The 25,590-nt window shown below is 63.0% G+C and carries 27 protein-coding genes and 1 tRNA gene; 15 read left to right on the forward strand and 13 right to left on the reverse strand.

Annotation, left to right across the window (positions count from 1 at the left end):
- The first annotated feature begins 69 nt into the window (after window positions 1-69).
- The 5 genes from ACQ5ID_RS13165 to ACQ5ID_RS13185 all read left to right on the forward strand — a co-directional run bounded on the left by ACQ5ID_RS13165 (window position 70) and on the right by ACQ5ID_RS13185 (window position 5,848).
- Window positions 70-2,217 carry a VapE domain-containing protein gene (locus ACQ5ID_RS13165; RefSeq protein WP_429912886.1) on the forward strand — a complete coding sequence of 716 codons (2,148 nt, stop codon included), beginning with the start codon at window positions 70-72 and terminating at the stop codon, window positions 2,215-2,217.
- A gap of 563 nt (window positions 2,218-2,780) precedes the next feature.
- On the forward strand, window positions 2,781-3,137 hold the full coding sequence (locus tag ACQ5ID_RS13170; RefSeq protein ID WP_429912887.1) for a hypothetical protein: 357 nt from the start codon (window positions 2,781-2,783) through the stop codon (window positions 3,135-3,137).
- A gap of 233 nt (window positions 3,138-3,370) precedes the next feature.
- Window positions 3,371-4,567, forward strand: a complete 1,197-nt coding sequence (locus ACQ5ID_RS13175) for a hypothetical protein (RefSeq protein WP_429912888.1) — start codon at window positions 3,371-3,373, stop codon at window positions 4,565-4,567.
- A gap of 12 nt (window positions 4,568-4,579) precedes the next feature.
- The gene (locus ACQ5ID_RS13180) at window positions 4,580-5,299 is read left to right on the forward strand and encodes a hypothetical protein (protein ID WP_429912889.1); all 720 of its coding nucleotides are present in this window, start codon (window positions 4,580-4,582) and stop codon (window positions 5,297-5,299) included.
- A 3-nt stretch (window positions 5,300-5,302) separates the two neighbouring features.
- On the forward strand, window positions 5,303-5,848 hold the full coding sequence (locus ACQ5ID_RS13185; RefSeq protein ID WP_429912890.1) for a hypothetical protein: 546 nt from the start codon (window positions 5,303-5,305) through the stop codon (window positions 5,846-5,848).
- A gap of 7 nt (window positions 5,849-5,855) precedes the next feature.
- Here ACQ5ID_RS13185 and ACQ5ID_RS13190 read toward each other — a convergent pair whose 3' ends face one another.
- Entirely contained in the window at window positions 5,856-6,263 is a 408-nt protein-coding gene (locus ACQ5ID_RS13190; protein ID WP_429912891.1) for a hypothetical protein, read from the reverse strand.
- Window positions 6,264-6,725: 462 nt separating this feature from the next.
- On the opposite strand from ACQ5ID_RS13190, the gene ACQ5ID_RS13195 reads away from it, so the two are divergent.
- Window positions 6,726-7,271 carry a hypothetical protein gene (locus ACQ5ID_RS13195; protein ID WP_429912892.1) on the forward strand — a complete coding sequence of 182 codons (546 nt, stop codon included), beginning with the start codon at window positions 6,726-6,728 and terminating at the stop codon, window positions 7,269-7,271.
- A gap of 163 nt (window positions 7,272-7,434) precedes the next feature.
- Here ACQ5ID_RS13195 and ACQ5ID_RS13200 read toward each other — a convergent pair.
- Window positions 7,435-7,511, reverse strand: a tRNA-Arg gene (locus ACQ5ID_RS13200).
- Window positions 7,512-7,639: 128 nt separating this feature from the next.
- On the reverse strand, window positions 7,640-8,428 hold the full coding sequence (locus ACQ5ID_RS13205) for a response regulator (RefSeq protein WP_429912893.1): 789 nt from the start codon (window positions 8,426-8,428) through the stop codon (window positions 7,640-7,642).
- Window positions 8,429-8,635: 207 nt separating this feature from the next.
- Between ACQ5ID_RS13205 and ACQ5ID_RS13210 the strand changes: the two genes are divergently transcribed.
- Genes ACQ5ID_RS13210 through ACQ5ID_RS13230 form a run of 5 tightly spaced genes read left to right on the forward strand, consistent with a single transcriptional unit; the run spans window position 8,636 to window position 13,015 of the window.
- Window positions 8,636-8,896 (forward strand): NepR family anti-sigma factor, encoded by a 261-nt coding sequence (locus ACQ5ID_RS13210; RefSeq protein ID WP_429912894.1) that lies wholly within the window; start codon window positions 8,636-8,638, stop codon window positions 8,894-8,896.
- Window positions 8,896-9,495 carry a sigma-70 family RNA polymerase sigma factor gene (locus ACQ5ID_RS13215; protein WP_429912895.1) on the forward strand — a complete coding sequence of 200 codons (600 nt, stop codon included), beginning with the start codon at window positions 8,896-8,898 and terminating at the stop codon, window positions 9,493-9,495. The genes ACQ5ID_RS13210 and ACQ5ID_RS13215 overlap by 1 nt, the downstream gene beginning before the upstream one ends.
- The gene (locus ACQ5ID_RS13220; protein ID WP_429912896.1) at window positions 9,452-11,221 is read left to right on the forward strand and encodes a sensor histidine kinase; all 1,770 of its coding nucleotides are present in this window, start codon (window positions 9,452-9,454) and stop codon (window positions 11,219-11,221) included. The genes ACQ5ID_RS13215 and ACQ5ID_RS13220 overlap by 44 nt, the downstream gene beginning before the upstream one ends.
- Window positions 11,222-11,264: 43 nt before the next feature.
- The gene (gene dapE / locus ACQ5ID_RS13225; protein ID WP_429912897.1) at window positions 11,265-12,431 is read left to right on the forward strand and encodes a succinyl-diaminopimelate desuccinylase; all 1,167 of its coding nucleotides are present in this window, start codon (window positions 11,265-11,267) and stop codon (window positions 12,429-12,431) included.
- Window positions 12,431-13,015 (forward strand): hypothetical protein, encoded by a 585-nt coding sequence (locus ACQ5ID_RS13230; RefSeq protein ID WP_429912898.1) that lies wholly within the window; start codon window positions 12,431-12,433, stop codon window positions 13,013-13,015. The genes dapE and ACQ5ID_RS13230 overlap by 1 nt, the downstream gene beginning before the upstream one ends.
- Here the strand turns inward: ACQ5ID_RS13230 and truA are convergent.
- The 5 genes from truA to ACQ5ID_RS13255 form a co-directional block, all read right to left on the reverse strand.
- Entirely contained in the window at window positions 12,985-13,746 is a 762-nt protein-coding gene (truA, locus tag ACQ5ID_RS13235; protein ID WP_429912899.1) for a tRNA pseudouridine(38-40) synthase TruA, read from the reverse strand. The two genes, ACQ5ID_RS13230 and truA, sit on opposite strands and share 31 nt — an antisense overlap.
- A 2-nt stretch (window positions 13,747-13,748) precedes the next feature.
- Window positions 13,749-14,678 carry a methionyl-tRNA formyltransferase gene (gene fmt / locus ACQ5ID_RS13240; protein ID WP_429912900.1) on the reverse strand — a complete coding sequence of 310 codons (930 nt, stop codon included), beginning with the start codon at window positions 14,676-14,678 and terminating at the stop codon, window positions 13,749-13,751.
- Between the two features lie 4 nt (window positions 14,679-14,682).
- The gene (locus ACQ5ID_RS13245; protein ID WP_429912901.1) at window positions 14,683-15,573 is read right to left on the reverse strand and encodes a LysR family transcriptional regulator; all 891 of its coding nucleotides are present in this window, start codon (window positions 15,571-15,573) and stop codon (window positions 14,683-14,685) included.
- Between the two features lie 96 nt (window positions 15,574-15,669).
- Window positions 15,670-16,851, reverse strand: coding sequence for a pentapeptide repeat-containing protein (locus tag ACQ5ID_RS13250; protein ID WP_429912902.1), 1,182 nt, complete (start codon window positions 16,849-16,851; stop codon window positions 15,670-15,672).
- Window positions 16,852-17,228: 377 nt separating this feature from the next.
- Window positions 17,229-18,065, reverse strand: a complete 837-nt coding sequence (locus tag ACQ5ID_RS13255) for a hypothetical protein (RefSeq protein WP_429912903.1) — start codon at window positions 18,063-18,065, stop codon at window positions 17,229-17,231.
- A 218-nt stretch (window positions 18,066-18,283) separates the two neighbouring features.
- Between ACQ5ID_RS13255 and ACQ5ID_RS13260 the strand changes: the two genes are divergently transcribed.
- The 3 genes from ACQ5ID_RS13260 (at window position 18,284) to ACQ5ID_RS13270 (ending at window position 20,184) form a co-directional block, all read left to right on the forward strand.
- Complete coding sequence (locus tag ACQ5ID_RS13260) at window positions 18,284-18,844, forward strand: PAS domain-containing protein (RefSeq protein ID WP_429912904.1); 561 nt, start codon at window positions 18,284-18,286, stop codon at window positions 18,842-18,844.
- A gap of 58 nt (window positions 18,845-18,902) precedes the next feature.
- Window positions 18,903-19,511, forward strand: a complete 609-nt coding sequence (locus ACQ5ID_RS13265; protein WP_429912905.1) for a PilZ domain-containing protein — start codon at window positions 18,903-18,905, stop codon at window positions 19,509-19,511.
- A gap of 172 nt (window positions 19,512-19,683) precedes the next feature.
- Window positions 19,684-20,184: a DUF4339 domain-containing protein gene (locus ACQ5ID_RS13270; protein WP_429912906.1), complete on the forward strand. Its 501-nt coding sequence runs from the start codon at window positions 19,684-19,686 to the stop codon at window positions 20,182-20,184.
- 169 nt (window positions 20,185-20,353) lie between these two features.
- On the opposite strand, the gene ACQ5ID_RS13275 is transcribed toward ACQ5ID_RS13270, so the two are convergent.
- Window positions 20,354-20,875, reverse strand: coding sequence for a gamma carbonic anhydrase family protein (locus tag ACQ5ID_RS13275; RefSeq protein ID WP_429912907.1), 522 nt, complete (start codon window positions 20,873-20,875; stop codon window positions 20,354-20,356).
- Window positions 20,876-21,221: 346 nt separating this feature from the next.
- Between ACQ5ID_RS13275 and ACQ5ID_RS13280 the strand changes: the two genes are divergently transcribed.
- Complete coding sequence (locus tag ACQ5ID_RS13280) at window positions 21,222-21,974, forward strand: PhoH family protein (protein WP_429912908.1); 753 nt, start codon at window positions 21,222-21,224, stop codon at window positions 21,972-21,974.
- Window positions 21,975-22,050: 76 nt separating this feature from the next.
- On the opposite strand, the gene ACQ5ID_RS13285 is transcribed toward ACQ5ID_RS13280, so the two are convergent.
- From ACQ5ID_RS13285 to ACQ5ID_RS13300, 4 genes are all read right to left on the reverse strand, one after another.
- The gene (locus ACQ5ID_RS13285) at window positions 22,051-22,803 is read right to left on the reverse strand and encodes an outer membrane protein (protein WP_429912909.1); all 753 of its coding nucleotides are present in this window, start codon (window positions 22,801-22,803) and stop codon (window positions 22,051-22,053) included.
- A 147-nt stretch (window positions 22,804-22,950) separates the two neighbouring features.
- On the reverse strand, window positions 22,951-24,516 hold the full coding sequence (locus ACQ5ID_RS13290) for an ABC transporter permease/substrate-binding protein (RefSeq protein WP_429912910.1): 1,566 nt from the start codon (window positions 24,514-24,516) through the stop codon (window positions 22,951-22,953).
- Window positions 24,513-25,280 carry an ABC transporter ATP-binding protein gene (locus ACQ5ID_RS13295; RefSeq protein WP_429912911.1) on the reverse strand — a complete coding sequence of 256 codons (768 nt, stop codon included), beginning with the start codon at window positions 25,278-25,280 and terminating at the stop codon, window positions 24,513-24,515. Before ACQ5ID_RS13295 ends, ACQ5ID_RS13290 begins: the two co-directional genes overlap by 4 nt.
- 11 nt (window positions 25,281-25,291) lie before the next feature.
- A complete protein-coding gene (locus tag ACQ5ID_RS13300) occupies window positions 25,292-25,519 on the reverse strand; it encodes a DUF3126 family protein (protein WP_429912912.1) in 228 nt (75 codons plus the stop codon).
- Window positions 25,520-25,590: the final 71 nt, after the last annotated feature.

Here is a 25,590-nt window from a genome sequence, read left to right on the forward strand (position 1 = left end):
AGAAAAAAGGCCCCGCCGTGAGACGGGGCCTAGTCGTTTGTGAAACCAGCCAGATTTCGGATTTAATCTATGCCAAAAAACCAAATTTTGCAAGGGCTTGATGCTGGAAAGGCCGTGGATTTTCTGCGCCTGCTGAGGCCCGATGGACCATGGTTGCTGGCCGCGATTCCAACCGATGGTGGCGCACCAACGTGTGCGGCTTACGACGGGAGAACAGCCGCTTATGTTGCGGACTGGATCGAGCCTAAGAACAAGGCTAGACGCGGCATTTACTACCATATCAACGAGACTCGCGCCGGTCTGGGCAAGAAGGCCGACAAGGCCGATGTGACGGCGGTGGAGTTCATCCATGTCGATCTGGACCCCGACAAGTCCAAGCCGCTGGCGGAAGAACAGGCGCGCTTACGCGAGCTAACCTCGACCGGCTGGCCGGAGGGCCTACCGCTGCCGACTTTTACGGTCTGGTCCGGAGGGGGTGTGCAGCTGCTTTGGAGGCTTGCGGAGAAATTGCCTCCGGAGCGCTTCGCCGAGGCCGAGGCTGCATCATCTGCGATGGCTGACGCACTGGGCGGTGATGCCACACATAATATAGATCGGCTTTTCAGATTGCCGGGCACGGTTAACTGGCCTGACGCCAAGAAGACCGCCCACGGGCGCACACCCGTGCTCGCCGAGTTGCTGAATCACGATGCGAGTCGGGTTTACCCGCTGGACGCTTTTCCGAAGCTGACGGCCAAGCGCCCATCGCCTTTGGCCAAGGGACAAGGGGCGATCCCTGTCGACGCCAGCGCGATCCTGAGGCGCTTTGACCTGGCCCCCGACGCCCTTGATCTCATCACGAATGGAGCGCCCGAAGGCAAACGGTCCGATGCGATATGGCGGGTGATGTGTGAGCTTGTGTCTAAGGCGGCGACGCTTGACGAGGCCACGGCGCTGCTGACCTGCCTTGACCTGCCGATCAGCGCCAAGGTGCTGGAACAAGCGCAGCCCGCCAATTGGCTGAAGCCGCAATGGGAGCGGGCCTTCCACAAGGTTCTGATTGACTCCGACTTTCTGCGCAGCAAAGCCGGGGCCGTGCTGGGTGGCGATCAGCTTAACTTTCGCAAGGCCGTCGCGCGCTCAAGCATTTTGCTGGCACACAACGAATTCACGGGCCGGGCGTGCCTCGACAACGGCGGGGGCTTGCGCGAGCTTGGAGACGCTGACCTCGACGCGATGCGCAGCGACTTCGCAGCCCGTTTCGGCTTCCGGATATCGAAGGAACTGCTGCGGACGTACACCACGGCAGAGGCGAAGGGCGCGCCCTTTCACCCCGTCCGCGACAAGCTGGCGGCGCTGGAGGCCACGTGGGATGGCAAGGCGCGCTTGGACACGTGGTTGCCGCGCTACGCTCAAGCCGATGACACGCCCTACACCCGTGCCGTGGGAGCGCTGGTCCTGATCGCGGCGGTGCGCCGCGTGCGCCGTCCTGGAGTCAAGTTCGATACGGCCATGATCCTTGAGGGTAAGCAGGGGTGCGGTAAGTCCAGCCTCGTTCGCATCCTCGCGCTGGAGGACGCTTGGTTCTCGGACTCACTAAAGATGTCGTCCGATCCCAAAACGGTGATCGAAAACACGTGTGGGGCGTGGATACTGGAGCTGGCCGAGCTTCAGGGGCGAGCGCATGAGGTGGAAGCCGTCAAAGCGTTCCTCAGCGCGTCAACGGACCGCGCCCGTGTGGCATACGCAAGTGTGGCCAGCGCCGTGCCGCGCCAATTCATCTGCGTCGGCACCACGAACTCAACGGCGTACCTGAAGGACTCGACCGGTGCGCGTCGTTTCCTGCCCATCGCCGTGGGACAAATCGACCTCGACGCGCTGCGGGCCGACATCGGCCAGTTGTATGGCGAGGCGGCGGCACGAGAGGCCAAGGGCGAGGCGATCACCCTGCCCGAACACCTCTGGGCTGTTCAGGCCGAACTCACCGAGGCGCGGACGCTCCAGCATCCTTACGCCGAAACCATGCAGGATCAGTTTGGCGAGGCCCAAGGTTATATCACGATGGCCGACCTCTATGACATGCTGGGCGTGCGACACCGCCAAGCGCAGGACGCGCAGGCCGTCAGGGACTCGGCGGCCAGTCTCGGATTCACGCGCAGGAAGGTCAGGCTGGGCGGCAAGCCCGTCTGGGCCATGGTTCGCGGCGAGGCCATGACAGACCTAAACGAGATGATGTAGCTGCGTGGCCCGTGGGCCGGTGCTCATGGGCCGGTGCTGTTCCAAAGCGTTCCAACGCCGTTCCAACGCTTTGGAACGCCGAATCCCCAATGGAATAAGGCGAATCCGCCCCCCGTTCCAACGTTCCAACGAAAAACACCAAAACACACCCCCCCCTGCGCCCGGAGGTGTGTCAGGTAACGGAATAGGTAGGGGGGGGTAATTTTGTAGATTCCTTTGGAACGTTGGAACAGAACAGTGAAATGTGTTGCTTAACAATAGTTTAGTCCGTTCCAACGCTGTTCCAACGTTCCAACGCCGTTGGAACACCCCCGGCGAGCGTGTGCGCTGGATCATGGCCGATGGCCAGCCCCTCAAACTGACCCCCTCCGATGATTTTTCTTGCGCGCCTGAGAACGCAAAAGGAACAAAGTGTTAGCAACAGAGTCCTAATCTGTGGGTCTGTAATCCCTTGCTATTGTTTATACTACGCTTTTCCGCTATATTGAAGATGGTGTCCGCATCATGTCCGCCAGCGAGGAAATATGCCCCCCGAAACCGCCCCCATCACCGGCCCATCGCCCATGGCCCGCACCCGTGTTGCCAACGGGTCTGCTGCGCTATTGGCCGCTGACGGGCGAAGCCTGTGGGCGAGGCGATATAAAGAGGTGCTGGCGTCTCATGTCAGCGACAAGGGTGGCGACTCCGAAGTCACCGCTGCTGAGTTAGCGATCCTGAGGCGCGCTGCTGCCATCACCGTGGAATGCGAGCGCATGGAAGCCGAGTTCGCATCGGCTGGGCAGGCTGACCCTAAGGCGCTGGACCTGCACCAGCGCGCGTCTGGTAGCCTGCGCAGGCTATTGGAGTCAGTCGGCCTTGAGCGCCGCGCCAAGGCCGTCAACTCTGATCTGGGCACCTACCTTGAAGGCAAGGCCCGATGAAGCCGCTGGTATCCATGCGCGAGGCTCTGGCCGATCCGGCGCTACTTGGCAACGCCCTGCCCGGCCCATCATGGCTTGGGTGGCGCGCCTTGCTGATAGCGGCCATGGGCGAAGCGCTGACGGCGGAGGAATTGGCGGCGTTTACGCTGCTGACAGGCCGCACAGAAAGCCCGTCAGAGGCCGTTTCGGAGCTATGGGCCATCGTAGGCCGTCGAGGTGGCAAGAGCGCTGCTATGGCCACCCTGCTGGCCTATCTTGGAGGCCTCTGCGACTGGCGCGATGACCTGAAGCCGGGCGAGACCGGGACCGGCCTTGTCGTGGCCGCTGACCTTCGCCAAGCGCGCTCTGTCCTGTCCTATGCGGAGGGCGCGCTTATGGGAGGGGGGGTCCCCCTTCAGGGGGTCATCGTTTCGCGGACGGCGGATGCTATACAGTTAAAAAATAATATTGTTTTGGAGGCCAGAAGCGCCAACTTCCGCCGCTTGCGCGGCCTGACCGCCATTGCAGTTGTGGCGGATGAAATCGCGTTCTGGCGCACCGATGAACACGCGGCAAATCCTGATACAGAGATTTTGGCCGCCGCCCGTCCCTGTCTGGCGACTACTGGCGGCCCGCTGATCGCTGCATCATCACCTTATGCGCGCCGGGGCGAATTGTATGCGGCCTACCGCTCGCATCATGGCCGGGACGGCGATCCGCGCATCCTTGTTGCGCAAGCCGCGTCCCGAATATTGAACCCAAGCCTTCCCCAGTCGGTTGTGGACCGGGCCATGGAACGCGATCCCGCATCGGCTCGCGCCGAGTATGGCGCGGAATTCCGCAGCGATGTTGAGTCGTTCATCCCGCAAGAGACGGTCGACGCCTCGACTGATACCGGCGTCACGCTGCGCCAGCCCATCAAGACTGTGCGCTATGTCGGCTTCGCCGATCCCGCAGGCGGCGGCGGCAAGGACGCCTTCACGGGGGCCATCGCCCATCGTGAATCGGATGGCACGCTCATTCTGGACCTGCTGTACGAGCGCCGCCCGCCCTTTAACCCGGATGAGGTTGCCAGCGAGCTAGCGGCCATTTTTCGCCGTTACAGCGTTTCGGCGATCACCGGCGACCGCTTTGGCGGCGACTTTCCGAAAACCGCATTTTCGCGTGCAGGAATGAAGTACACGGCGTCAGCCAAACCAAAATCGGACCTCTACCGCGAACTCCTGCCCCGCCTGTCCGCTGGCGAGGTGCGACTCCTCGATAACCCCCGGCTCCTGTCTCAGCTCACTAGTCTTGAGCGCAAAACGGCCCGTGGTGGCCGCGACAGCATCGACCATGCGCCGGGTGCCCATGATGACGTCATCAACGCCGCCGCCGGGGCCTTGCTGGCCGCCGCCAAACAACGTCCCACCCGCCCCGAAGGCGTGCAGACCCTCAGAGGGCTTTTTTAGAAGGAAACCTCCATGTCCGACGACTTCCGAGTCCCGACTTCCCTGAACGAAGCCGCCGCCGATGCGCTGCGAAAACGCGATCCGCGCACCGGCGAGGCCGAACCGGACCATGCGCTAGCGCACCTCGCCCATGCCCTGAAAACCTCACGCGAGATTGCCGAGCGCAGCCGCGACCTGTCCGAAGCGCTAAAGCGCGACCGGACGATGACGCCCGCCGCTCGCGCCGTGAAACTCAAATCAACGGTGTTGTCAGTGGCCGAACGCGGCACAACGGCCATCGACTCGGCGCTCAATACGCTGGACGCGGAAATCGCGCGCTTGGAACATGTGACCTCAAGCCCGCCGCCCGGTGATCCTGCCCTTGCGTGCGAAATCCGCTCAAGGCTCGCCAGCATGAAGCCGGACGCCCGGCGCGAGGCGCTGACCACGGCAATCTCTGAAGGTGATGACACCATCACCGCCGCCGCCCTGTCAGCGCCCGCCATGTTGTCGGGCTTCGCCAAAACCGAGTTGGACGCGATCCGCCTTCGCTACCGCCAAGCCCGCCACGCAGCCGATCTGGACCGCCTGGGCCGTCTCAAAACTGCGAAAACCCGTGCGGAACTCGCTGGCCGGTCCTTCGTGGACTTCACCCGCCGCGCCGCCACGGACCCGGAAGCGATGATGGGCGAAGTCGCACAAAACGCCACGAACGAGGCACTGCGAAGCCTCGAAACCATTGGAAAGGACTGACCCATGCACCCGTCAAAAATCAATTACGACAACGGCCCTTTGCCGGAGGTCTTGTCGAATATCTCGCACGCCCCCGAAGGATGGGCCGATCTTTATCACCCCGCCGCCGATGGTACTTACAAGCTGCCCCCCGTCGTGAACGAGGTGCGCCGTGAGGTGCAATACCAAAGTGACGCTGAGATCGCGGAACTCAAGGGACTTATGGCCGACGCCGACAAGGCGCAGGAAAACTATCAGCGCCGTGCCAAGGAAAATGAGATTCGCAATCGGTATCACGATTTACTGGCCGATTTCGAAATGCCACGGGGGCTGAAGGATGGCCTCGTCGCCCTGCTTCGCGCTTCGATGCAGCCCAAGGCTGAAATCATCGAGGTGAATGACGGAATCACCGTGAAGGTAACGTGCCGCGACGGCCAGCCCTTGAACCGCTGGACGGTCGAAGCCGCGCTTCATGACCCTGAGCTGAAGCCATACCTGAAGTACTGGCCAGCATGGCGCGCCCAACAAGAGGAACGCAAGTTCACGCGCGAGTTGGAGACCATAAACTGACATGTAATCACTGTTGAGGGGGATAGCACCCCCTCAACACCTCTAAAACAGATTCGTCAAAAATAATATTGACATATCTATTATCGACAAATTGCAATCGAGCGCGCATTGGGGTGTGAAGTTTTATTTTCTTATTGGGGTCATTATGCGGTAAATTATTTGATGTTTCGACGAAAGAAAGAGTATTATCTGCCTTATCAATATTTTTCAATTCGAAACGGAATTCTCTTCCGGAGCCTACCCTTAATTTAATATAGTCATATTTATCAAGGTTCCCTAGGGGTGTGTAAGCAACGTGCTCGCTCTGACCCTCAGGATGGAATATCTCAGCTTCGCAGGGTTTATTTAGGTCGGCATTATCAGTTTTAATCCAAACGCTTCTATTGGATTCAATTCCACCATCACCATTCGCCATCGCCCTAGCCTCCCCATTTGACCCCCCCACGGTCACTGGCCAATGGCCTAGAGTCAATTAAATTCAGACCCACCTCCCGAGCCGTCTCGTTGGCCTCATCAGACAGACCGGCGACCTTGGTTGCTCGGCGGGCGTCTTCGCGGTTGATGCCGAGATCGCGGCTAGCGGCTTTGATGCCACCTTCAGGGCGACCACCTTGGGGTTTCGACACAGGTTGTGTCGATTGAGCCCGCTCCTCCGTCAGCACCACCCACCTGGCCACCTGCTCATCACGCTCCAGCGCAGTCAGGTCAGCACGGTGGAGGTTCTCGGCGATCTCCCATAGCTCGGCGTCGATCAGAGACGGTGGTTCATGGCCGCTGGCCAGTGGCCGGGGGTCAAACGTTTTTGCGCCAAGGCCGAATTCTCTTGAATCGGTTACCCCTCCCCCGCAAGCTGCTTGAAAGCAACAGGGGGCATATCATGCGCATTATCACAATCTCTCTCGCAGCGTTGGCGTTGACGGCGTGCGAGACCTACAGCTCATCGCCTTACATGGCGTCGACTCAGAACGTCATTGATATTGAGGATCGAGTCGGTGAAGCGCGTGTCCGCTTGGGCGACTTTTCTTCCGATCCGGAGGTAAATGATCGCCCGATATGTCGCCTAACCGCACCGCTCGATGTCTCGCCGGGGGTGCCCGTTTCCGAGTATGTCCGGCAAGCAATGCTGACCGAGCTTCATCAAGCGCGTGTTCATAGCTCCAGCGCTGATACGGTTATCGAAGGCACATTGGACCGGCTAGCGTTTAGCGCCACCGGCACTGGAAGCTGGGGGTTCACTCTATCGCTACGGAGTAACCGCCACCCTGATGGATACACCGTTTCATCTGAGCATGCTTTTTCGACGTCCTTTGATGGTCACATGGCATGCACCAACGGCATCAATGCGTTCGCGCCCGCCGTCAGCACCCTAATCAATGCGGCGGTGAATCACCCTGAGTTCCCCCGGCTCGCTGGCGCGCAGTAAGCCAAAGGTGAATACACAAGACGCAGTGGCTTGGGGCCTTTGGTTCGGGGCCGCTCGCCAAGGGCGAATCTTCTCGCAGTTACGGACACTGTGCGGACATAAATTTGAATGGCGTTTGCGCCGCCAATTCGGTCGCTTTAGGTTGTTGATTTTAAAGAGGAAATGGCGCGCCCGAAGAGATTCGAACTCCTGACCCCCAGATTCGTAGTCTGGTGCTCTATCCAGCTGAGCTACGGGCGCGCTGTCCTGACCGGCGGGGCAAAGCCCTCTCGTCAAGGCGCGCGAAACTAGCCGCGAGGTGCGGCCTTGGCAAGCGCCTGCCGGGGAAAATGGCAGAGCCTTTATGCAGGGCCCGCAGCCTCCCCGTTTCAGGCTTGAGCGAGGCGGGGCGCGGGCTGCGCGGCCTCTTCAAAAAACAGGGCCTGGGAGATGGCCGCCTTCACGGCATTGGGCAGGAAGGGCTTGGTTATCAGGAAGGCCGGTTCGGGCCGCTCCCCGGTCAGCAGGCGCTCAGGATAGGCGGTGATGAAAATCACCGGCACGGACAGGCTGGCGAGAATATCATTGGCCGCATCAATGCCCGAGGAATTATCAGCCAGCTGGATATCGGCCAGCACGAGGCCGGGCTGATGGCGGGCCGCTTCGGCAATCGCTTCAGACCGGGTTGTGGCGATGGCACATACCTCATGGCCCAGATCACCGACAATGGCCTCGATATCAGCCGCAATGATCGGTTCGTCCTCGATGATGAGCACACGCGTTTTCAGGGCGAGCTCGATATCGCCATGCGCGCGCGCGACAAGGTTTTCCACCTCCGCTTCGGGCAGAGCCAGGACCTGGCCAGCCTCCTGCGGTGTAAACCCTTCCATCGCCGTCAGCAGCAGGGCCTGACGGCTGCGTGCTTCCAGCCGCTGCAGGCGCGAATCCGGTCCGCGCTGCGCGTCTGCGCCAATCATGTCCACCACTGGCGACGCATCGTGAAAGACCCGGAACAACGCGATGCGCGGCGCCAGCGCGGTATTGAGCGTCACCTTGCCGGCCACCGCGCTCTCAAGCGCCAGCTGGACCAGTGCATCGCCGCGCTGCTGCTCGCCCGCCAGCGCGCGCGCATAGCGGCGCAGATAGGGCAGATGGGCGAAAACATCATCGATCTTCATGGGTCCCGTCCTCTTTTCCACGCGCTGCCCGCCCGTGTGACAGGGCGCATGAGTACCCGAATACGCGCACGCACGGGCTCTGGTTCCGGTGTGATGCAGCTGCCGGACATGCCGAATGCAGGGAACCGCATGATTTCGTGATGCGTTGGACATCTGAGCTAACGCAGCAAAGACCCGTTTCAACACGAACGCATGGATGCCGATCCGATGTCCCAGAATGCGAAGGACGACATGCCAGACCGCCAGCATAACAGGCCGGACCGGGCCGAGGCGGGTCAAAGTGCGCGCCGCCGTGTGCTCGGCGATCAGCTGCGCGCCTTTTACGACTCGGTGACCAGCGAGCCGGTGCCGGACACGCTGACCGATCTGATGGCCGAACTGGCGCGCAAATCCGCAGACCGGAAGGACGCTGCCAGCGAACCTCCAACCAATCCTGCCGAGGGCGGCGATAGCGGGCGGGACGGGTAATGACCGCACATGATGATGCGGCTGCGATGGCCGCTTTCCAGCAAGAGCTGACCGATGCCATTCCGCACCTGCGCGCGTTTGCACGCTCGCTGTGCGGCAATCCCTCCGAAGCTGACGATCTGGTTCAGGAAACCCTGATAAAGGCCTGGACGCACCGTGAGCGCTTCGAAGACGGCTCGTCCATGCGCGCCTGGACCTTCCGCATCTTGCGCAATCATTTCTACTCCGAGCGCCGCCGGGCCTGGCGCAAGCAGGAACAGGGTGGCGAAATTCACGAGAACGCCGCCGTGACCGGTGAAAGGCAGAGCTGGGCGCTGCAGCTGGACGATGTCCGCCGGGCCTTGCTGGACATCCCGGATGAGCAGCGCGAGGCACTGGTACTCGTCGGCGCCGGGGGATTGAGCTATGAGGAAGCAGCCGGGGTGTGCGGCTGCGCGGTCGGCACGGTGAAAAGCCGGGTCAGCCGGGGCCGGGCCGCACTGGAAAAGCGCATGAGCACCGGGGTGTGCCTGAAAGCGTCTCCGGGCGGGGCAGCGAAAGCGGCGGAGGATATTGTTGACCACATCCGCAACGCCAGCGCCGAACGGCTCACCGGCTGACGATGAAAGCTCAGGCTTGAGGAGCCGATCGCGCTGGCGCGCCGGCCTGCGGGTGCGGATGCTGGCCGTCATCGTGCTGGCCCTCATCCCCATACTGACGCTGAGCGGCCTCTACACCCAGTCGCGCTTTGAAACCGCCCGCGACAACCAGCGTGAATTGCTGGCGGCGCGCGCGCAGATCACCGCCCAGAGCCAGCGTCAGCTGATTATGGGCGCAGGCAGCATGATGAACGCGCTGGCCCGGCAGGCACCGGTGCGGCTGGGCGGCGCGCTATGCGCACGCGCCCTGGCACAGGCACTGGCCGACCAGACAGCCTATTCCAATCTGGTGCGGGTCAATGCGCGCGGCGTGGTGGCCTGTTCGGCAGAACCCCTTGATGATGCTGTCCGGTTTGACGAAGCGCGCTGGTTCGCCGAGGCACGCGATAGCGGCCATTTCATCGTGGGTGCGCTGGAGATTGATCCGATCACCAGCCAGGCGATCATCCGCGCGGTCAGCCCGGTATTCGATCCAGAGGGCGATTTCGCCGGCGCGCTGGCGACCGGTATCCGCCTGAGTGCTCTGGAGGATCTGGGCCGCGAGAGAGCCGGTGAGGCGCGCTCCGCCCTTGTCGACCGCGAAGGCCGGGTGCTTACACAAAGCCGCGATATGGGGCTGGCGCGCGTCGATGCCGCGCTGATGGCCGAGGCGGCACAGGCTGGCAGCGCGCGTTTTACCGGCGCCGGACCCGATGGCGCGCCCCGCCAGTTCGTGCTGGTCCCCCTGCTATCAACAGAGCTCTATGCGCTGCTGGCCGAAAGCGCGCCGGAATTTCTTGAATTTGCCCTGGTGGACGTGACCGGCACCATTGTGCTGCCGGTTCTCATGCTGGTGCTGGCGGGCGCGGTCATCTGGATTGCAACCGATGTGATGATATTGCGCTGGCTGCGCTATCTGCAGCGCGTGGCCGCTGCCTATGGAAAGGGCCGTTACTCGGTGCGCCCCCGCCGCGCCCGGCGTGCGCCGGGTGAATTGCGCGAGCTGGCCGCCGGGTTTGACACGATGGCCCGCTCGATTGCCGAACGCGATGAAGCCCTCACCCGCAGCCTTGCCTATCAGGAAATGCTGCTCAAAGAGGTGCACCACCGGGTAAAGAACAATCTGCAAATCATTACCAGCCTTATCAATCTGCAGATGCGAAGCGTCGATGACCCCAAGGCGGCCAAGGTGCTCGGCGATGCGCAATCGCGCATCAACGCGCTGGCGCTTGTTCATCGCAGCCTCTATGAGGCGGGCGATTTTGCGAAGATCAACTTGAAGCCCTTCTTTGAAGAGCTGTGCACTCTCACCCACGCGGCCGTAGGCGGCGAGGAGCGCACGCTTGATCTCGTGACCGAAATCGAGCCGGCACTTCTGGGCGCAGAGCGGTGCATTCCGCTGGCCCTGTTTGTCACCGAGGCGATGACCAATGCCTACAAGCACGCCTTTGAAGGGCGTGATAGCGGCACGCTGACCGTTTCGGTGCAAATGGACGGCGCGCGCAATCTGACCGCCAGCGTGACCGATAATGGCGTAGGCGCAGCCGGATCGCCTGAGCCGGGCCGCAGAGGCGTTGGCGGGGCGCTGTTTGACGCCTTCGCGCGCCAGCTTGGCGGCAAAGCCGAAGCAGGTGCAGGCCCCGATGGCGGGCATGGCGTGTCCATTACATTCCCGCTGCTCGACGATGAAGGCCCGGCCGAAGCGTGACACCCGTCTGGCGCACGTTCCCGATTGGCATTATGTCAGCGCCATGACCCAGCCTGATACCACTCCCACCGATCCTCTGGCGCTGGCACAGGCCCTGATCCGCGCGCCCTCGGTAACGCCGCTGGACGCGGGCGCACTGGACACGCTGCAGGCCGCGCTGACCACGCTGGGCTTTGCCTGCCAGCGCATGCCGTTTGGCGAGGTGGACAATCTCTATGCCCGCCTTGGCACCGCCGAGCCGGTCTTCTGCTTTGCAGGTCATACCGATGTGGTACCGGCAGGGCAGGAAACGGCATGGAGCGCTGCGCCCTTCGCCGGGGAAGTGCATGGCGAGGCGCTGATCGGGCGCGGCGCGGTGGACATGAAGGGCGCGATTGCCGCCTTCGTGGCCGCGACGGCGCGCTATCTGGAAAGCCAGGGCAAGCCCGCAGGTTCCATCGCTTTCCTGATTACGGGCGATGAGGAAGGCCCGGCGATAAACGGCACGAAGAAAATGCTGCAAGCCCTTGAGGCGCAAGGCGAACGCTTTACGCACTGCCTTGTCGGCGAGCCGACCAACAGGGCGGTGCTGGGTGATATGGTGAAAATCGGCCGGCGCGGCTCGCTCAATGGCGTTATCACCGTCGCGGGCCGCCAGGGCCATGTCGCCTATCCGGACCGGGCCATCAATCCCATCGGGGCGCTGATGGCGGTGCTGCGCGCCCTGACCGCCCGCAGGCTGGACGAGGGCAATGCGCATTTCCAGCCCTCCAACCTCGAAGTCACAAGCGTCGATGTCGGCAATCCCGCCCACAATGTCATTCCCGGCGAGGCGCGGGCAAAGTTCAACATACGCTTTAACACCGAGCAGGATGGCGAGGCGCTCAAAAGCTGGATCAGTGATGAAATTGCCAAGGTACAGCAAGGCTTTGCCGGCACAATCTCAGCTGACCTTACCGTGACCGGCGATGCCTTCCAGACACCAGAAGGCCCGTTCACCGCGCTGCTGGCCGAGGCCATCCATGCCCGCACCGGCATCGCGCCTGAGCTGAGTACCAGCGGCGGCACGTCTGACGCGCGCTTCATCAAGGATTACGCGCCGGTAGCCGAGTTCGGGCTGGTCGGTGCCAGCATGCACCAGATTGACGAGCAGACGCCTGTTGCCGATATCAAAGTGTTAACAGAAATTTACCACGATATCCTGACACGCTACTTCGAGGTTTTCGCCTGATGGGCGGCGCGATTGCGGATATCCGGTCCGGCACGCGCGGCGTCTGGACCATGCTGGCCTTCAAGGAGGGCTGGCGTCAGCATTTCGACGTGTCGGTGGACGGGTTTGTCCGCTCCTTCATGGCCGTCATCTACGCCCTGCCCGCCTTCATCCTGCTGATAATATCGGCCAATCACGTCCTGCCGGAATTCTCCGGCAATCCCGATGCGCAGGTCAGCCTCACCGACGCGATCGGCCAGTATGCGCGCATCTGGCTGCTCTTTCCCGTCATCGCCCTTGTGGTGGTGAAAGTGATGGGCCTGAAGGGCGGTTTTTCCGCCTGGGTGGTGGTGCATAACTGGGCGGTTTTCGTGCTGTTGCACGTGCAGGCCCTGTTCTGGCTGCTGGCCGCGGCGGGTATCGCCAATGCGGAGGCGCTGGGCCTGATGCTGGCGCTCTACCAGATCATCCGCCTTCTGGTGCACTGGCGCGTCGCTGCTGGCACTCTGGGCCTGCACTGGGGGCTGGCAGCGGGCGCGGCCTGTATCCCGCTCGTCATCGACGCGCTGATCGTCTACGGGTTTGCCAGCGCCTCTGGCGGGTAGTCCACAAACGCCAGATAGAGGCCGTCAGGCGGCGCGACAGGTCCGCAGCGCGTACGGTCTGCCGCTACCAGTGCGTCGCGGAAATCATCCACGCTCCAGCGCCCGCGCCCCACCTCCACCAGAGAGCCGGTGATGGAGCGTATCTGCCGGTGCAAAAAGCTGATCGCTTCGACTTTCAGCTCGATCGCGTCGCCGCGCCGTTCCACGCTGATCGCGTCAATCGACTTTACCGGGCTGTCCGCCTGGCACTGCGCATCGCGGAACGTCGTGAAATCATGTGTACCGACAAGGCTTTGCGCGGCAATGTTCATGGCCTGCACATCCAGCGGCACGCGCACCTGCCACGCCTTGCCGGCATCCAGCGCCAGCGGCGCGCGCCGGTCGATAATGCGGTAGACATAGCCGCGCCTCACGGCAGAGAAGCGCGCATGGGTGTCATCCTTCACCGCCCGCGCCGACAGGACCGAGACCGGGTGGGAACGCAAATGATGGTTCAGCGCATCGCGCACCACATCCGCCGGCCAGTCTTTTGCAAAGTCCACATGGGCGGTCATGGCAAGGGCGTGGACGCCTGAATCCGTGCGCCCTGCCCCATAGACCTCGTGACGGCCCTCCTCCAGCGCATCGGCGGCGCGCTCCATCACGGTCTGCACGGCAAGACCATTATCCTGCTTCTGCCAGCCGACAAACGGCCCGCCATCATATTCGATGGTGAGGAGATAGCGGGGCATGGCTAGAGCCGCGTACCCGCAGGCACCGCCGTGCCGCGCAGGAACTCGTCCGCGCCCATCACGCCCTTGCCCTCGCGTTGCAGGCGTTTCAGGCGCACCGCGCCGCGCCCGCAGGCGATAAGAAGGGAAGCGTCCAGCGCCTCGCCCGGCTCGCCATCGCCCTTTTCGGGTTCAGCAAAATGCACCTTCACGCGCACCGCGCCTTTGGGCGTGTCCAGGCTGAACCAGGCACCGGGAAAGGGCGAGAGGCCGCGTATATGGTCGCACACCTCACCGGCGGGGCGCGTCCAGTCGATGCGCGCCTCTGCCGATGAGATTTTCTTCGCGTAGGTGACGCCCTCTTCTGTCTGCGGCACGGCCTGCAGCGAGCCGCGCTCCAGCGCGGCCAGCGTACGCGGCCACAGCTCCGCGCCGGTCTCCATCAGCTTGTCGTGCAGGCTGCCGGCGGTGTCGTCGGGCGCAATCGGCACGATCTCGCTCATCAGGACGGGGCCGGTATCCAGCCCCTCCTCCATCTGCATGATCTGCACGCCCGTCACTTCATCGCCCGCCTGTATGGCGCGCTGTATAGGCGCCGCGCCGCGCCAGCGCGGCAGGAGGGACGCATGCAGGTTCAGACAGCCAAGGCGCGGTGCTGCAAGCGCTTCTTTCGGCAATATCTGGCCATAGGCGACCACGCAGGCCACATCGAGATCGAGGCTGGCAAAGTCTTCCAGCACATCCGCCTCGCGGAAGCGTTCAGGCGTTTTCACCTCGATGCCGAAGGCGTCCGCCAGCGCATGCACCGGGCTTTTGCGCAATTCCTGTCCGCGCCCGGCGGGCCTAGGCGGCTGGGTGTAGACGCGCACGATTTCGTGGCCCGCCCCGGCGATTGTGGCCAGCGAGCGCGCGGCAAATTCCGGCGTTCCCATGAAGGCTATGCGTAAACTCATGGCGTCAGACGCTTCCCTTGAACCAGCCAGCCAGGAAATCCACGAACAATCGTACCCGGTGCGCCAGATAGCGGTTGGACGGGAACACGGCCCACAATTCGCGCGCTTCGGGCGTCCAGTCATCCATCAGGGACACTACCCGCCCGTCGGCGATGGCCGCGCGCGCAGCCCAGCTGGGTACACACCCCACGCCCGCCCCGGCGCAGGCCGCAGCAACCGCCGCGCTGGCCCCGTTCAGCAATAGCCGCCCGTCCACCTTCACATCGGTCTTCACCCCGTCCTTTTCGAACCGCCACAGATTGGGCGCGGGCCGGTTGCGGTCAATGATGCATGAATGGCGGGCGAGGTCTGACGGGTGGACGGGAGTGCCTTCCGCCTCCAGCCAGGCGGGGCTGGCAATCGTGGTCATCGGCGCATCGGCGAGCCGCTTGGCGATCAGGCTGGAATCCGGCAAATGCCCCAGCCGCACGGCGAGGTCATAGCCCTCGTCCACCAGATCCACCATGCGGTCGGAAAGATCGAGGCGCACCTCCACCGAGGGCCATTGCTCCATGAAGGCCGTCACCGGATCGATCAGGCGGGCAGAACCGAAATCCACCGGCGCCGCCACGCGCAGGAAACCCGCCGCCGCCGCATTGTCAGCCGCCAGCCCGTGCTCGATCGCCTCATATTCGGTCAGCCAGGGCCGCACCCGCTCCAGCAATGCCCGGCCCGCATCGGTGAGCCTTACAGAGCGCGTGGTGCGTTCCAGGAGGCGCGCCTGCATGCGCTCCTCCAGCGCTGAGATCTGTTTGGACGCCGCGCCGGGGGTCAGCGAGTGACGCTCGGCAGCGCGCGTAAAGCTCTCCAGCTCGGCAACGGCCTGAAACAGGCGCAGGGCATCGATACGGTCCATGGAAATTTCCGCTATGGAATAAGTGAAAGAATTTCACGTCCATTAGCGAAATGCACGAGGCAAGTCATCCGTTCCGTGTGAAAAAAAGGGGTGGGGCTAAATGAGCGCGTCCGGCCCCACGACCGTCATCCAAGACTCGTCCAAAGGCGATACTTCCCGCAAGGGTTTCCCATCGCCACGGTGGGGCCGGTCGATTTCAGGCGGCAAAGCGGGGGGGCGGTCCGGTCGCCAGCGAGCTTTGGCAACTTGTTCCAAGTTCAAGTTTTCCGCTGGGTCGGAAGCATTATGGGAAACAAACTTGGCAGCAGATAAATTCACTCCATGGAGCTCAACACTTTGACAATTTGTCTCTTGAAGCAAAGCTCCCTCCAAGTCTGCATAACTAATATGAGCAAAACTCAGATCTGCGCCAGCCAGCTTCCCCTTTTGTAAATTCGCACTATCAAGCAACGCCCCTCTCAGTGTCGCCCCGGTAAGCTCTACTTTTTGAAGGTTCGCACTTCGTAGCCATGCACCTTCTAGCTCAACCCCGAAAAGCTGCGCTTCGCGCAAATCAGCGTTTGAGAGATCGAACTCCCGCAGGTCGGCACCATCAGGCAACCTGAGCCGCGCAAGCCTCGCACTAGAGAGATCAACTCCACCTGCTGTGTACAAAAAGGGGCGATGCTCAAACGGCCATGAGCGCGCCAGCACGGCTACAGCAGCCTCCCGGTCCACAGCGAGACGCGGGCCTTCATAGTCATCCGGCAGCGTAGCCGCGTCGGGCGCTTTTCGTACTTCCTCTGCGGATTGCTCCCGCACAAAGGCGGCCAGCGTTTCCCCAATCTGTCGGCCAAATGTCTTGTCGCCTCCGTCAGCAAAGGCGGATCGCATGAGTCCTTCCAACGCATAAATGGCACCGAGGCGGATGGCGGTTTCCTTGCTACCCAGCTGCTCCACCGCACGGGAAAAGGTTTCCGCGTCCTGCCCGCGTTGGGCGAGCGCATGCTCAGCCTGCATCAGCCGCGTGCGGCGCAGGGCATTGATCAGCGCTGCGCCTGCACCCGCACCGCCGAATACAAGACTGGCGGCCCAAAGCAGATTACGGAAATCCTCAGCCAGATAGCCGGGCCGGATCCATTCCACGCCAGGACAGACCAGATTGGTTCCCGGGCAAGGGTCGGCCAGATCGACGATCCAGAAGAACGCGGCAATCGCCGCCAAAACCCAAACGATTAGAAAGGCCGTGATTGCGCGGTTGTAAACGACACTTCCAAACCAGCGGAAAGGCCATGTCACAGCCCTCCATACGGACAGGAGCCACCGCCAAGTCTTTGCCGACCAGCGCACCGCCGTCCGAAAGGCAACCGCAAGCCGCCCCCGAATTTTCTCAACCCACCCATCCATATCCTGACTGCGCCCCGGTTTCGGGCGCACGTCAAGCGTGTTGCCGGTGATGACCGGGGATTACGCGGGCGGGGCGGAGCGCGTTGCGCAAAAAAAAGGCCCCGGAAAACTCCGGGGCCGGTCAGGTGGGGTGTGTTGGTGTGAGGCTTTTCCCTCGTCCTTCGAGACGCTCGCTTCGCTCGCCCTCAGGATGAGGGGGAAGATCACCAAGCCCTCATGCTGAGGAGCTTTCTTCAGAAAGCGTCTCGAAGCACGGGGCTTGGTTCGCCCTAGTGATACCCGCCGACGCCGCCATCGAGCATCAGGTTGAGATTGGTGGCGGTGCGGCGCGCACTGCGGCGCTCGCGCATGGCGGTATAGCGTTCCTCATAGCGCACATAGACGAGGCGCACGCCCGGCCCGTAAAGGCGTAGCAGCGAGCGCTCGTTACAGTCGCGCATGGCCTCTGCCGGGGCGCAGAACACCTCCCCGCCGCGTCCATAACGCAGCGCATCGCCGCGCTGGCACTGGATGACCTGACCATCCTCGAAACTGTCCGCCCCGCTTTCCAGACGATGGCCCAGCGTTGCCTGCAGCGTGGTGCCGGCCATGCAGCGGAAAATCTCGCCCTCAAAGCCTTCGCGCACGCGCTCATCGCGTTCAGGGCGTGCGGCCGGGTGCGGCGTGCCACGGTCATCGATGCAGACTGCGCGCACCACGCGCCAGCCCTCTACCATCCGCGAATAGCTTTCCTCTTCCATCTCGTACTCATCGGCGAGCGCCAGGCCCGCAATGGCGGTCGCCGCCGGAGCGGCACCGCGCGAGATGAAACCGCCCCCGCCATACACGATTGTATTGCTGCTGGCCTGCGCACCGGCAAACGCCATGGCAGAGGCTTGTGCGTTCACATTCACATTGACCTGATTATTCAGATAGATGCCGCCGATATTGATGCGCGGCCCGCCAATATGAACCGATGGTCCACCAATGCGGATCGAGGGCGCGCGCACTTGCGGCCCGTGCCCGTGCTGGCAGCAATGATGGCTGGGCGGCGGCGGTGATACCGGCGTCGGCCCGGCATGTGCCGCAGTGGCGGCCGCTGCGCTGGCAAAGGTCGCTGCGATCACTACGCCAAACGCTTTTGCGTATCGAGTTGAAACGCCCATTGGGTCACTCCCGTCTGTTTGCGCGCTTCCCCGCAAGAAGGATGCCGGTTTGTGCGGAGGGCTACAAAAAAGCACTTGGCAAGCCGCTTGCAGTCCCCCGCCCCGACCGGAGCACGCCTGTCCAAAAGCAGGACTGACAACGCGCTCCCCTTAAAGGGACTAAAGAGGACGGGCTGCCGATGCGCCACGAGAACACAAAGACGCTGTTTGCGTACTGGGATGCGAGAAGGCTTGGCCGCTCCGCGCCGACACGCGGCGATATCGCTCCGCGCGATCTGGCCGGGCTGCTCAGCCATCTGTTCATCCTGCGCCGGATGGACCGTGACCATCACATTTTCCGCCTGGCGGGCACCTCGCTGTGCCAGATGCATGCACGCGAGTTCAAGGACCAGAACTTTCTGGGGCTGTGGCGCGGCCATGACCGCCAGCACATGACGGCCCTGCTGGAAGGCGCGATGAGCGTACCGGCCCCTGCCTGTGCGCTGGCCGACGCGGTCTCGCTTGATGGCCGCTCGGTAGAGGTGGAAATCGCGCTCCTTCCGCTTCGCGGGCCTGAAGGGTGGGTGGACCGGTGTCTCGGCCTCTACCAGCCCTTGCAGGGGCGCAGCCTGGAGGGGCGTCCGGCCGTGCGCCACATATTGAAAGAACTGCGCCCGGCAGTAGAGCCGGAAAGCTCCGTGCAGGTATTTCGCGGCCTGCGCGACGGGCGCGTACCGGCCCGCGCCGCAAATGACTTCTAGCTTGGCCAAATTTTAACCAGCACCAGTCTAAATTGCCTGCCCGAACAATGAGGCTGGCATGGGACCCGTCACCGATCTGAGCACGCGCCTGGACAAGCGCAAGATACGCATAGCGGCCGCCGGCGCGCAGGAGCAGCGCCGCCACCGCCGTGTGCCCTTGCGCCTGCCCGGACGGTTTCTCGATCCCGTACGCGGTGAATTCGTCTGCACCCTCATCGATGTGTCACCGGGCGGCGCGAAAGTCGCCGCCGAAGCCCCGCCGGCGCTCGGCGAACGCGTTGTCATGCTGTTTGACGGGCTGGGCCGTGTGGAGGGTGATGTGGTGCGCGCCGGTGCGCGCGGCTTTGCCGTGCGCTTCAATGCGACACAGCGCAAGCGCGACCGGCTGGGCGATGCGATCACCTGGCGTTTCAATATGGAGCGCCTGGGCCTTGAAGAAGACCGCGCCGCGCCCAGAAAGCCCGGAACAGGACGGGTGAAAATCCGCCTGAAGGACGGCGTGCTGATCCAGGCCGATCTTGTGGATGTGTCGATCTCCGGGGCCGCCTTTGCCTGTCTGGAGCGTCCCCGTGTTGGCGAAAGCGTCAGCGTGGGCGACCTGACAGGCCGGGTGACTCGCTGGCTGGACAACGGCTTCGCGGTATCGTTCGATCCGCCCCGGGGTTGAGGTGAGATTTCCAGCGGAGCTGCCTTTTGTCTGCGCACGCGGCAGAAAAAGTCATGTTTGTGGCCCATACTTGCGCCAACCGGCCTGAATCTTGCCGTAACCCCTGCATAGTCTCTTCTTTAGAGGGCTTGGATGGAGTGTGACCCCAATGCCGCGGGATGATGGAATAGCGATGTCCTGGTTTGTGAAAGTCGATGGCCGTGTGTACGGACCCTATACGGGGGCGCAGATGCGCGCCTTTGTCAGTGAGGGACGCATAGCGGGCCACTCGGTCGTCTCGCAGGACCGCGAGGACGGCTGGGAAAACGCATCCGACGTCGCACAATTCAAGGCATGGCTGGATGAAGCCCGGCGCAGCCCCGGCACCAAGCGCCCCGCCGCCACTGATGCCCGCACGGCCAATTTCGTCGTCATCGCCACGCTGGCCGATGACAGCCGCTCAGGGTTTGAGGCGGCGCTGAAGGATTTCGGCGACGCGGAGAGCATTGCGCCGGGCGTCTGGCTATTGCGCGCGCCCGCCACGGCGGCAACACTGCGCAACGAGCTGAGCCATCTTCTGGCCCGCGAAGACAAGCTGATCGTGGTGGATGCCTCGCGCGACCGCACCGCCTGGTTCAATTTCGGCCGCGATACCGACCAGCGTATCCGCGAGCTGTGGGGCCGGCCGCAGTAGGATTTCTCTTTTAGTTGCGCAACGCATCCGCGTTGCGATGTTCCGCGAAAAGTCGCGGGCGCGCAGTCGCGCTTTTCAGGCCGCTTTGCGGCCTGCAAGGCCGACCGGCCGCCGGGCACTTTTGCCCGCAGCGACGCAGGGATGGGCGGAGCATCAAAAAAAAATCCCCTCAAATCTCCCTCAACCCTTCCGCAAAGCGCTTCGCGTTGGCGACGTAGTGATCCGCGCTGGCCTTGAAGATATCGCCCATCCCTTCCTCCAGCGTTTTGACCACCTTGCCCGGTGAGCCGAGTACCATGGAATTGTCCGGTATTTCCTTGCCTTCGGTGATGAGGGCATGTGCGCCGATAAGACAGTTCTTCCCGATCTTCGCGCCATTGAGGATGGTCGCGCCGATACCCACCAGCGAATAGTCGCCAATCTGGCAGCCATGCAGCATGGCCTGATGGCCAACCGTGATGCCCTTGCCGAGGACTGTCGGCTTGCCCGGATCGGCATGGATGACCGTGCCGTCCTGGATATTGGTGTCATCACCGATCACGATGTCTTCCACATCGCCGCGCAGCACCGCCCCGAACCAGACCGACACATTGCGCCCCAGCGTGACGCGGCCCAGCACGGTGGCTCCCGGCGCTACCCACACCCCCTCGCCGATCTTCGGACGCACCCCGTCCAGCTCGTAAACGCCCATAATGTGTTCCTTCCTGCTCGCTGCATCAGCACGGCGTGGCGAAACTGCATCGGTTGGATGTGAAGTTTCAGCGACGGACTGACTCATAATTCGTTCACTGTCTTAGCATGAGACTGTAGATGCGATTCGAGAGGGGAACAGCCGCCCATAGGCTGTCTTCGGATCGATCGTGAGGGATAGACGCTTCTAGCACGGAGGCCCGCGGCACAATGCCGTATGCACCCCCAATGCCAGACCCTTCCGGATCGGCCGCAAGTTCCGCATCTGCCCTGTCCAGCCTGCACCGTTTTTGCCCGCCCCTTATGCAGCCGCATGAGGGGTTTTTTCTTGTCCGGAGGACGCCAACATGAGCAAGCGCACCGCAAAACGCCGTCAGGGCGGGTTCAATGCCGAGCACTATGAGGAAGAGAAGGTCCGCGCCCTCTTCCCCGGCGCGAACTGGTCACCTGACGACAATGAACCCATGCGGGACCAGCGCTATATCAAGAACGTCAAACCGCGCTCTGAGGGGCAGGCGCGGCTGATGACGGCGATAGACGACCATAATCTTGTAATGGCCATGGGGCCGGCCGGTACCGGCAAGACCTATCTGGCCGTTTCCAAGGCGGTCGAGGCACTGGAGAGCGGTCAGGTGGGACGCATCGTCCTGTCACGCCCGGCGGTCGAGGCAGGCGAGCATATCGGCTTCCTGCCCGGCGCTCTGGAAGAGAAGCTCGCGCCTTACTTGCGCCCGCTCTACGACGCGCTGGCAGACCGGCTAAGCCCGAAGCGCCTGAAAGCGCTGATGGCCGAAGGTCTGATCGAGATCGCGCCAATTGCCTATATGCGCGGGCGTACGCTCAACAACGCCTATATCGTGGTCGATGAGGCCCAGAACTGCACCTACGGCCAGCTCAAAATGCTGCTGACCCGTCTGGGCTGGAACTCCACCATGGTCGTCACAGGCGACCCGGCACAGACCGACCTTCTGCCGGAAATGTCCGGCCTTAAGGATATCTGCGAGCGCCTTGAAGAGGTGAAGGATATCGCGGTTGTCCGGCTGGAAGCCAAGGACATCGTGCGCCACCCGCTCGTCGCCTCGATGCTCGACGTGCTGTAACAGACAGCAAAGCAGGCACATAAAGGCCCCGGCCAGAGGACAGCCGGGGCCTTTTTGCTGACGGTAGTTCCGCGCGCTAGAAGCGGAAATTTGCACCGGCGCGGATGACATCGAACTGTGTATCGATGGTCGCGCGGCCAATCGTGCCGTCATCATAGCTGGTGTCGAAGTTGGAGCTTCCCAGATCCACCCGCGAATACTCAGCCCGCAGGGTCCAGAAATCGGTCACGCCCCATTCGACACCGGCACCATAGGTCCAGCCGAACTGGTTGGAGCTTTCGCTGTCGGTGATTTCAGCCGCACCCACACGGTAATTGCGGTCGAAATCGACGCGGCCATAGGCACCGCCACCCGTCGCGTAGATCAGGAACCGGTCGAACGCGACACCGCCGCGCAGGCGGGCCGTGGCGAAGTAGTCCACCTCGAAATTCAGGTCTGTAAACCCGTCAGGATTGTCCGCTGCCCCGCCCGGAGCGTTCGGGATAGAGGTGTTCGAGCTGATATCGGAGAGCTGGACGTCAACTTCACCGCCCAGCACGAACATGCCGGTCTGCCAGTTTGCGCCGGCCTGGATACCGCCGACCCAGCCATCGCCGTCAAATGTGCGCATGGTGGGAAAGGTGCCGCCAGCCAGAGCGCCGGGGAAGAAGGCGGAGCCAGCATCAATCTCCAGCGCTGCATCGAGATCGAACTCGGCATTGCGGCCCTGTCCGAGATTCACGCCGACATAGGAGCCGGTCCAGTTATAGTCGCCAGCATACTGTGCCAGCGCGGACGGGGCGATTACGGGGAGTGCGGCTGCCGCCGCGAGTAAAGCCAGTTTACGCATCAGTTTGCCCTTTTTTGGTCGCTTGCGCCGCGCATTGGCGCGGCATGACTGATGCCCAATCCATGTGAGGTAAACGCAGCATGCCCCGCCACGGATGCAAAGCCTGCTGGGGGCCAGATGCCGGTGTTACTCATCTGCAACACCGCGTCAGGGTGAGGAACGCTCCACGCGGGCACGCAGCCGCTCCACCGCCTCGCCGACGGAGCGCCGCTCCAGATCGACCACACCGTTCGCCTCGCGCATGGCATCGGCGTCTATCGCGTTGAGCAAGGGTGCCAGCGCCTGCGCAATGGCAGGCCGGCCAGTAGCAGACGGACCGATGAGCACCAGCGCGTCATAGGGCGGCAATATACCGGCCGGGTCTTCCAGTATCACCAGATCAAACGCTGAAATGCGTCCGTCCGTCGTGTAGGCAGTGATGGCGTCCACCTCGCCATCGCGGACCGCGCCGTACATGAAGGTGGAATCCATGGCGCGGGTACGCGCAGAGCCAAGCCCGTACGTGTCACGCAGGCCCGTCCATTCGGCGCGGGCGAAGAACTCCGGATCCGCGCCGATGGAAAGCCCGTCAATGCTGGCCAGATCGCCTATGGTGGCAAGGCCGTGGCGCTCGGCTGCTGCCTGGCTTACCGCGATGCCATAGGCGTTTTCAAAGCCCAGCGCGCCCAGAACCAGCACCTGATGGCGCGTCCACATCCAGCTGGTGATCTCCGCCAGCATGACATGACGGCCGGGCAGGTCCTCGCGCTGCATGATCGTGGCCCAGAGCGTGCCGGAATAATCCACATAGACATCAATCTCGCCGGAAGTGAGGGCATCGAAGGCGACGGTGGAACCCAGATTGTCCCGGCGGCGCACCTGCGCCCCTGCATCGCCCAGCACCTCTTCGAACAGGCCGGCGAGAATATATTGCTCGGTGAAAGCCTTCGCGCCGACCGTGACCGGTTGCTCACCAAATCCGCCTGCGTGCACGCCCCGGTCGGCGCGCGCGCCAATCGCACCTGATGGCCCTGCCAATACGCCCGCAGGCACGAGCGCCAGCGCAGCGATCATCGCCAGCCCCGTCCCGGCAACAAGCGCCCTGCCCGCCTTCCGGCGCGCCGCCGCGCTTTCCATCAGCTTGAGAAGGCCGTCGATAACAAGCGCCGAGAGGGCGGCGGCCACGCACCCGAAAATGACCAGCGTCCAGTTGCGGGTCTGCAGGCCGGAGAAGATGTAATTACCCAGCGAGGCTGCCCCCACGGGCGTAGCCAGCGTTGCCGCCCCGATAACCCAGACCGACGCCGTGCGCACGCCCGCCATCATGGTCGGCAGAGCCAGCGGCAGCTCGACACGCACCAGGCTTTGCAGGCGCGTCATACCGACACCGCGCGCCGCCTCGCGCACCACCGGGTCAACGCCCTGAAGCCCCACTATCGTGTTTCGCAGGACCGGAAGGACCGCATAGAGCGTGAGCGCGGTGAAGGCTGGCAGAAAGCCGATACGCCCGCCAAGGAGCGGCACCATCAGGGCCAGCAGCGCCAGGGCCGGAATGGTCTGAAATACGCCCGCAACGGCCAGCGCTGGCCCGGCAATCACCTTGTTGCGGGCCGCCAGCACACCCAGCGGCAGGGCTATCAGCAGGCCGCACGCCATGGCGCCCAGAGACAGGCGCAGATGCCCGCCCAGATATTCCGGCAGCAGGGCGAAGGGCTGGGCGAGCGCCTCCATCATCCCTGCCCCGACAGAGCAGCCACGCGCTCAGCCTCCCGGCGCGGTGTCGCCAGCAGGGTTTCCACATACGGGTCTGCCGGATCGGACAGGAGCTGCGAGGGCGTGCCAAGCTGGATGATGCGCCCGTCACGCATGACGGCAATCTCATCGGCCAGCAGCAGGGCTTCGGCCATGTCGTGGGTGACCATGACGGCCGCAAAACCCAGCCGGGCGCGCAAAGCCTGAACGTCCTCGCGCAAGCTGTCGCGCGTGATCGGGTCCAGCGCGCCAAACGGTTCATCCATCAGCAGCAAGGGCGGCTCGGCGGCGAGCGCGCGGGCAAGGCCCACACGCTGGCGCTGGCCACCGGACAGCTCTGCCGGATAGCGGTTTTCAAACTCTGCAGGGTCAAGCTGGACCAGTTCCAGCAGCACACTAATGCGGTCGCGTGTCCGCTCGGCATCCCACCCCGCAAGGCGCGGCGTCACCGCGATATTCTCGGCCACGGTGAAATGGGGAAACAGCCCGTCGCCCTGCATCACCCAGCCCATGCGGCGGCGCAGGGTGACGGCGTCCAGCGCGGTCACATCCTCGCCCTTGAAACTGACCGTGCCGGAGCTCGGCTCCAGCAGGCGGTTGATCATTTTCAGCGTGGTCGTCTTGCCGCAACCGGACTCGCCCACCAGCGCCAGCAGAGCGCCTTCGCGCACGGTGAAGCTTGCCGCATCGACAGCCAATGTGCCGCCGGGGAAGGTCTTGGTCAGTGCCTGGACATCAAGTACCAAGCGCCCTCACCTTACAGATCGTCGAGATCGATATCGAGAATGGTGATCTCGAAGGAATAGGAGGTCTCGCCCTCATCGACATTCTTCGAAACGACGCCAAGGCATTCTGCTCCCAGATAGATTTCCGCGCACTCATCCGGGCGCTGGCGCATCTGGACTTTCAGCTCCGGGTTGAGGCGCTGACGCAGAAAAGCCTCAACCTTGCTGGCTTCGGTGTGATTGAAAACGGTCTGGGACATGGGGGCGTCTCGCCTCATTTGATGATGAACGGACCGGAACCGGTCTGGAAGATGCGGGGATTCGCGCAGGA

The sequence above is a fragment of the Glycocaulis sp. genome (assembly GCF_050485565.1).
GTDB lineage: Bacteria > Pseudomonadota > Alphaproteobacteria > Caulobacterales > Maricaulaceae > Glycocaulis.

Coding starts and splice junctions, on each gene's coding strand:
- ACQ5ID_RS13165 (WP_429912886.1), top strand. CDS start 70: ATGCCAAAAAACCAAATTTTGCAAGGGCTTGATGCTGGAAAGGCCGTG.
- ACQ5ID_RS13170 (WP_429912887.1), top strand. CDS start 2,781: ATGGCCCGCACCCGTGTTGCCAACGGGTCTGCTGCGCTATTGGCCGCT.
- ACQ5ID_RS13175 (WP_429912888.1), top strand. CDS start 3,371: ATGGCCACCCTGCTGGCCTATCTTGGAGGCCTCTGCGACTGGCGCGAT.
- ACQ5ID_RS13180 (WP_429912889.1), top strand. CDS start 4,580: ATGTCCGACGACTTCCGAGTCCCGACTTCCCTGAACGAAGCCGCCGCC.
- ACQ5ID_RS13185 (WP_429912890.1), top strand. CDS start 5,303: ATGCACCCGTCAAAAATCAATTACGACAACGGCCCTTTGCCGGAGGTC.
- ACQ5ID_RS13190 (WP_429912891.1), bottom strand. CDS start 6,263: ATGGCGAATGGTGATGGTGGAATTGAATCCAATAGAAGCGTTTGGATT.
- ACQ5ID_RS13195 (WP_429912892.1), top strand. CDS start 6,726: ATGCGCATTATCACAATCTCTCTCGCAGCGTTGGCGTTGACGGCGTGC.
- ACQ5ID_RS13205 (WP_429912893.1), bottom strand. CDS start 8,428: ATGAAGATCGATGATGTTTTCGCCCATCTGCCCTATCTGCGCCGCTAT.
- ACQ5ID_RS13210 (WP_429912894.1), top strand. CDS start 8,636: ATGTCCCAGAATGCGAAGGACGACATGCCAGACCGCCAGCATAACAGG.
- ACQ5ID_RS13215 (WP_429912895.1), top strand. CDS start 8,896: ATGACCGCACATGATGATGCGGCTGCGATGGCCGCTTTCCAGCAAGAG.
- dapE (WP_429912897.1), top strand. CDS start 11,265: ATGACCCAGCCTGATACCACTCCCACCGATCCTCTGGCGCTGGCACAG.
- ACQ5ID_RS13230 (WP_429912898.1), top strand. CDS start 12,431: ATGGGCGGCGCGATTGCGGATATCCGGTCCGGCACGCGCGGCGTCTGG.
- truA (WP_429912899.1), bottom strand. CDS start 13,746: ATGCCCCGCTATCTCCTCACCATCGAATATGATGGCGGGCCGTTTGTC.
- fmt (WP_429912900.1), bottom strand. CDS start 14,678: ATGAGTTTACGCATAGCCTTCATGGGAACGCCGGAATTTGCCGCGCGC.
- ACQ5ID_RS13245 (WP_429912901.1), bottom strand. CDS start 15,573: ATGGACCGTATCGATGCCCTGCGCCTGTTTCAGGCCGTTGCCGAGCTG.
- ACQ5ID_RS13260 (WP_429912904.1), top strand. CDS start 18,284: ATGCGCCACGAGAACACAAAGACGCTGTTTGCGTACTGGGATGCGAGA.
- ACQ5ID_RS13265 (WP_429912905.1), top strand. CDS start 18,903: ATGGGACCCGTCACCGATCTGAGCACGCGCCTGGACAAGCGCAAGATA.
- ACQ5ID_RS13270 (WP_429912906.1), top strand. CDS start 19,684: ATGTCCTGGTTTGTGAAAGTCGATGGCCGTGTGTACGGACCCTATACG.
- ACQ5ID_RS13275 (WP_429912907.1), bottom strand. CDS start 20,875: ATGGGCGTTTACGAGCTGGACGGGGTGCGTCCGAAGATCGGCGAGGGG.
- ACQ5ID_RS13280 (WP_429912908.1), top strand. CDS start 21,222: ATGAGCAAGCGCACCGCAAAACGCCGTCAGGGCGGGTTCAATGCCGAG.
- ACQ5ID_RS13285 (WP_429912909.1), bottom strand. CDS start 22,803: ATGCGTAAACTGGCTTTACTCGCGGCGGCAGCCGCACTCCCCGTAATC.
- ACQ5ID_RS13290 (WP_429912910.1), bottom strand. CDS start 24,516: ATGATGGAGGCGCTCGCCCAGCCCTTCGCCCTGCTGCCGGAATATCTG.
- ACQ5ID_RS13300 (WP_429912912.1), bottom strand. CDS start 25,519: ATGTCCCAGACCGTTTTCAATCACACCGAAGCCAGCAAGGTTGAGGCT.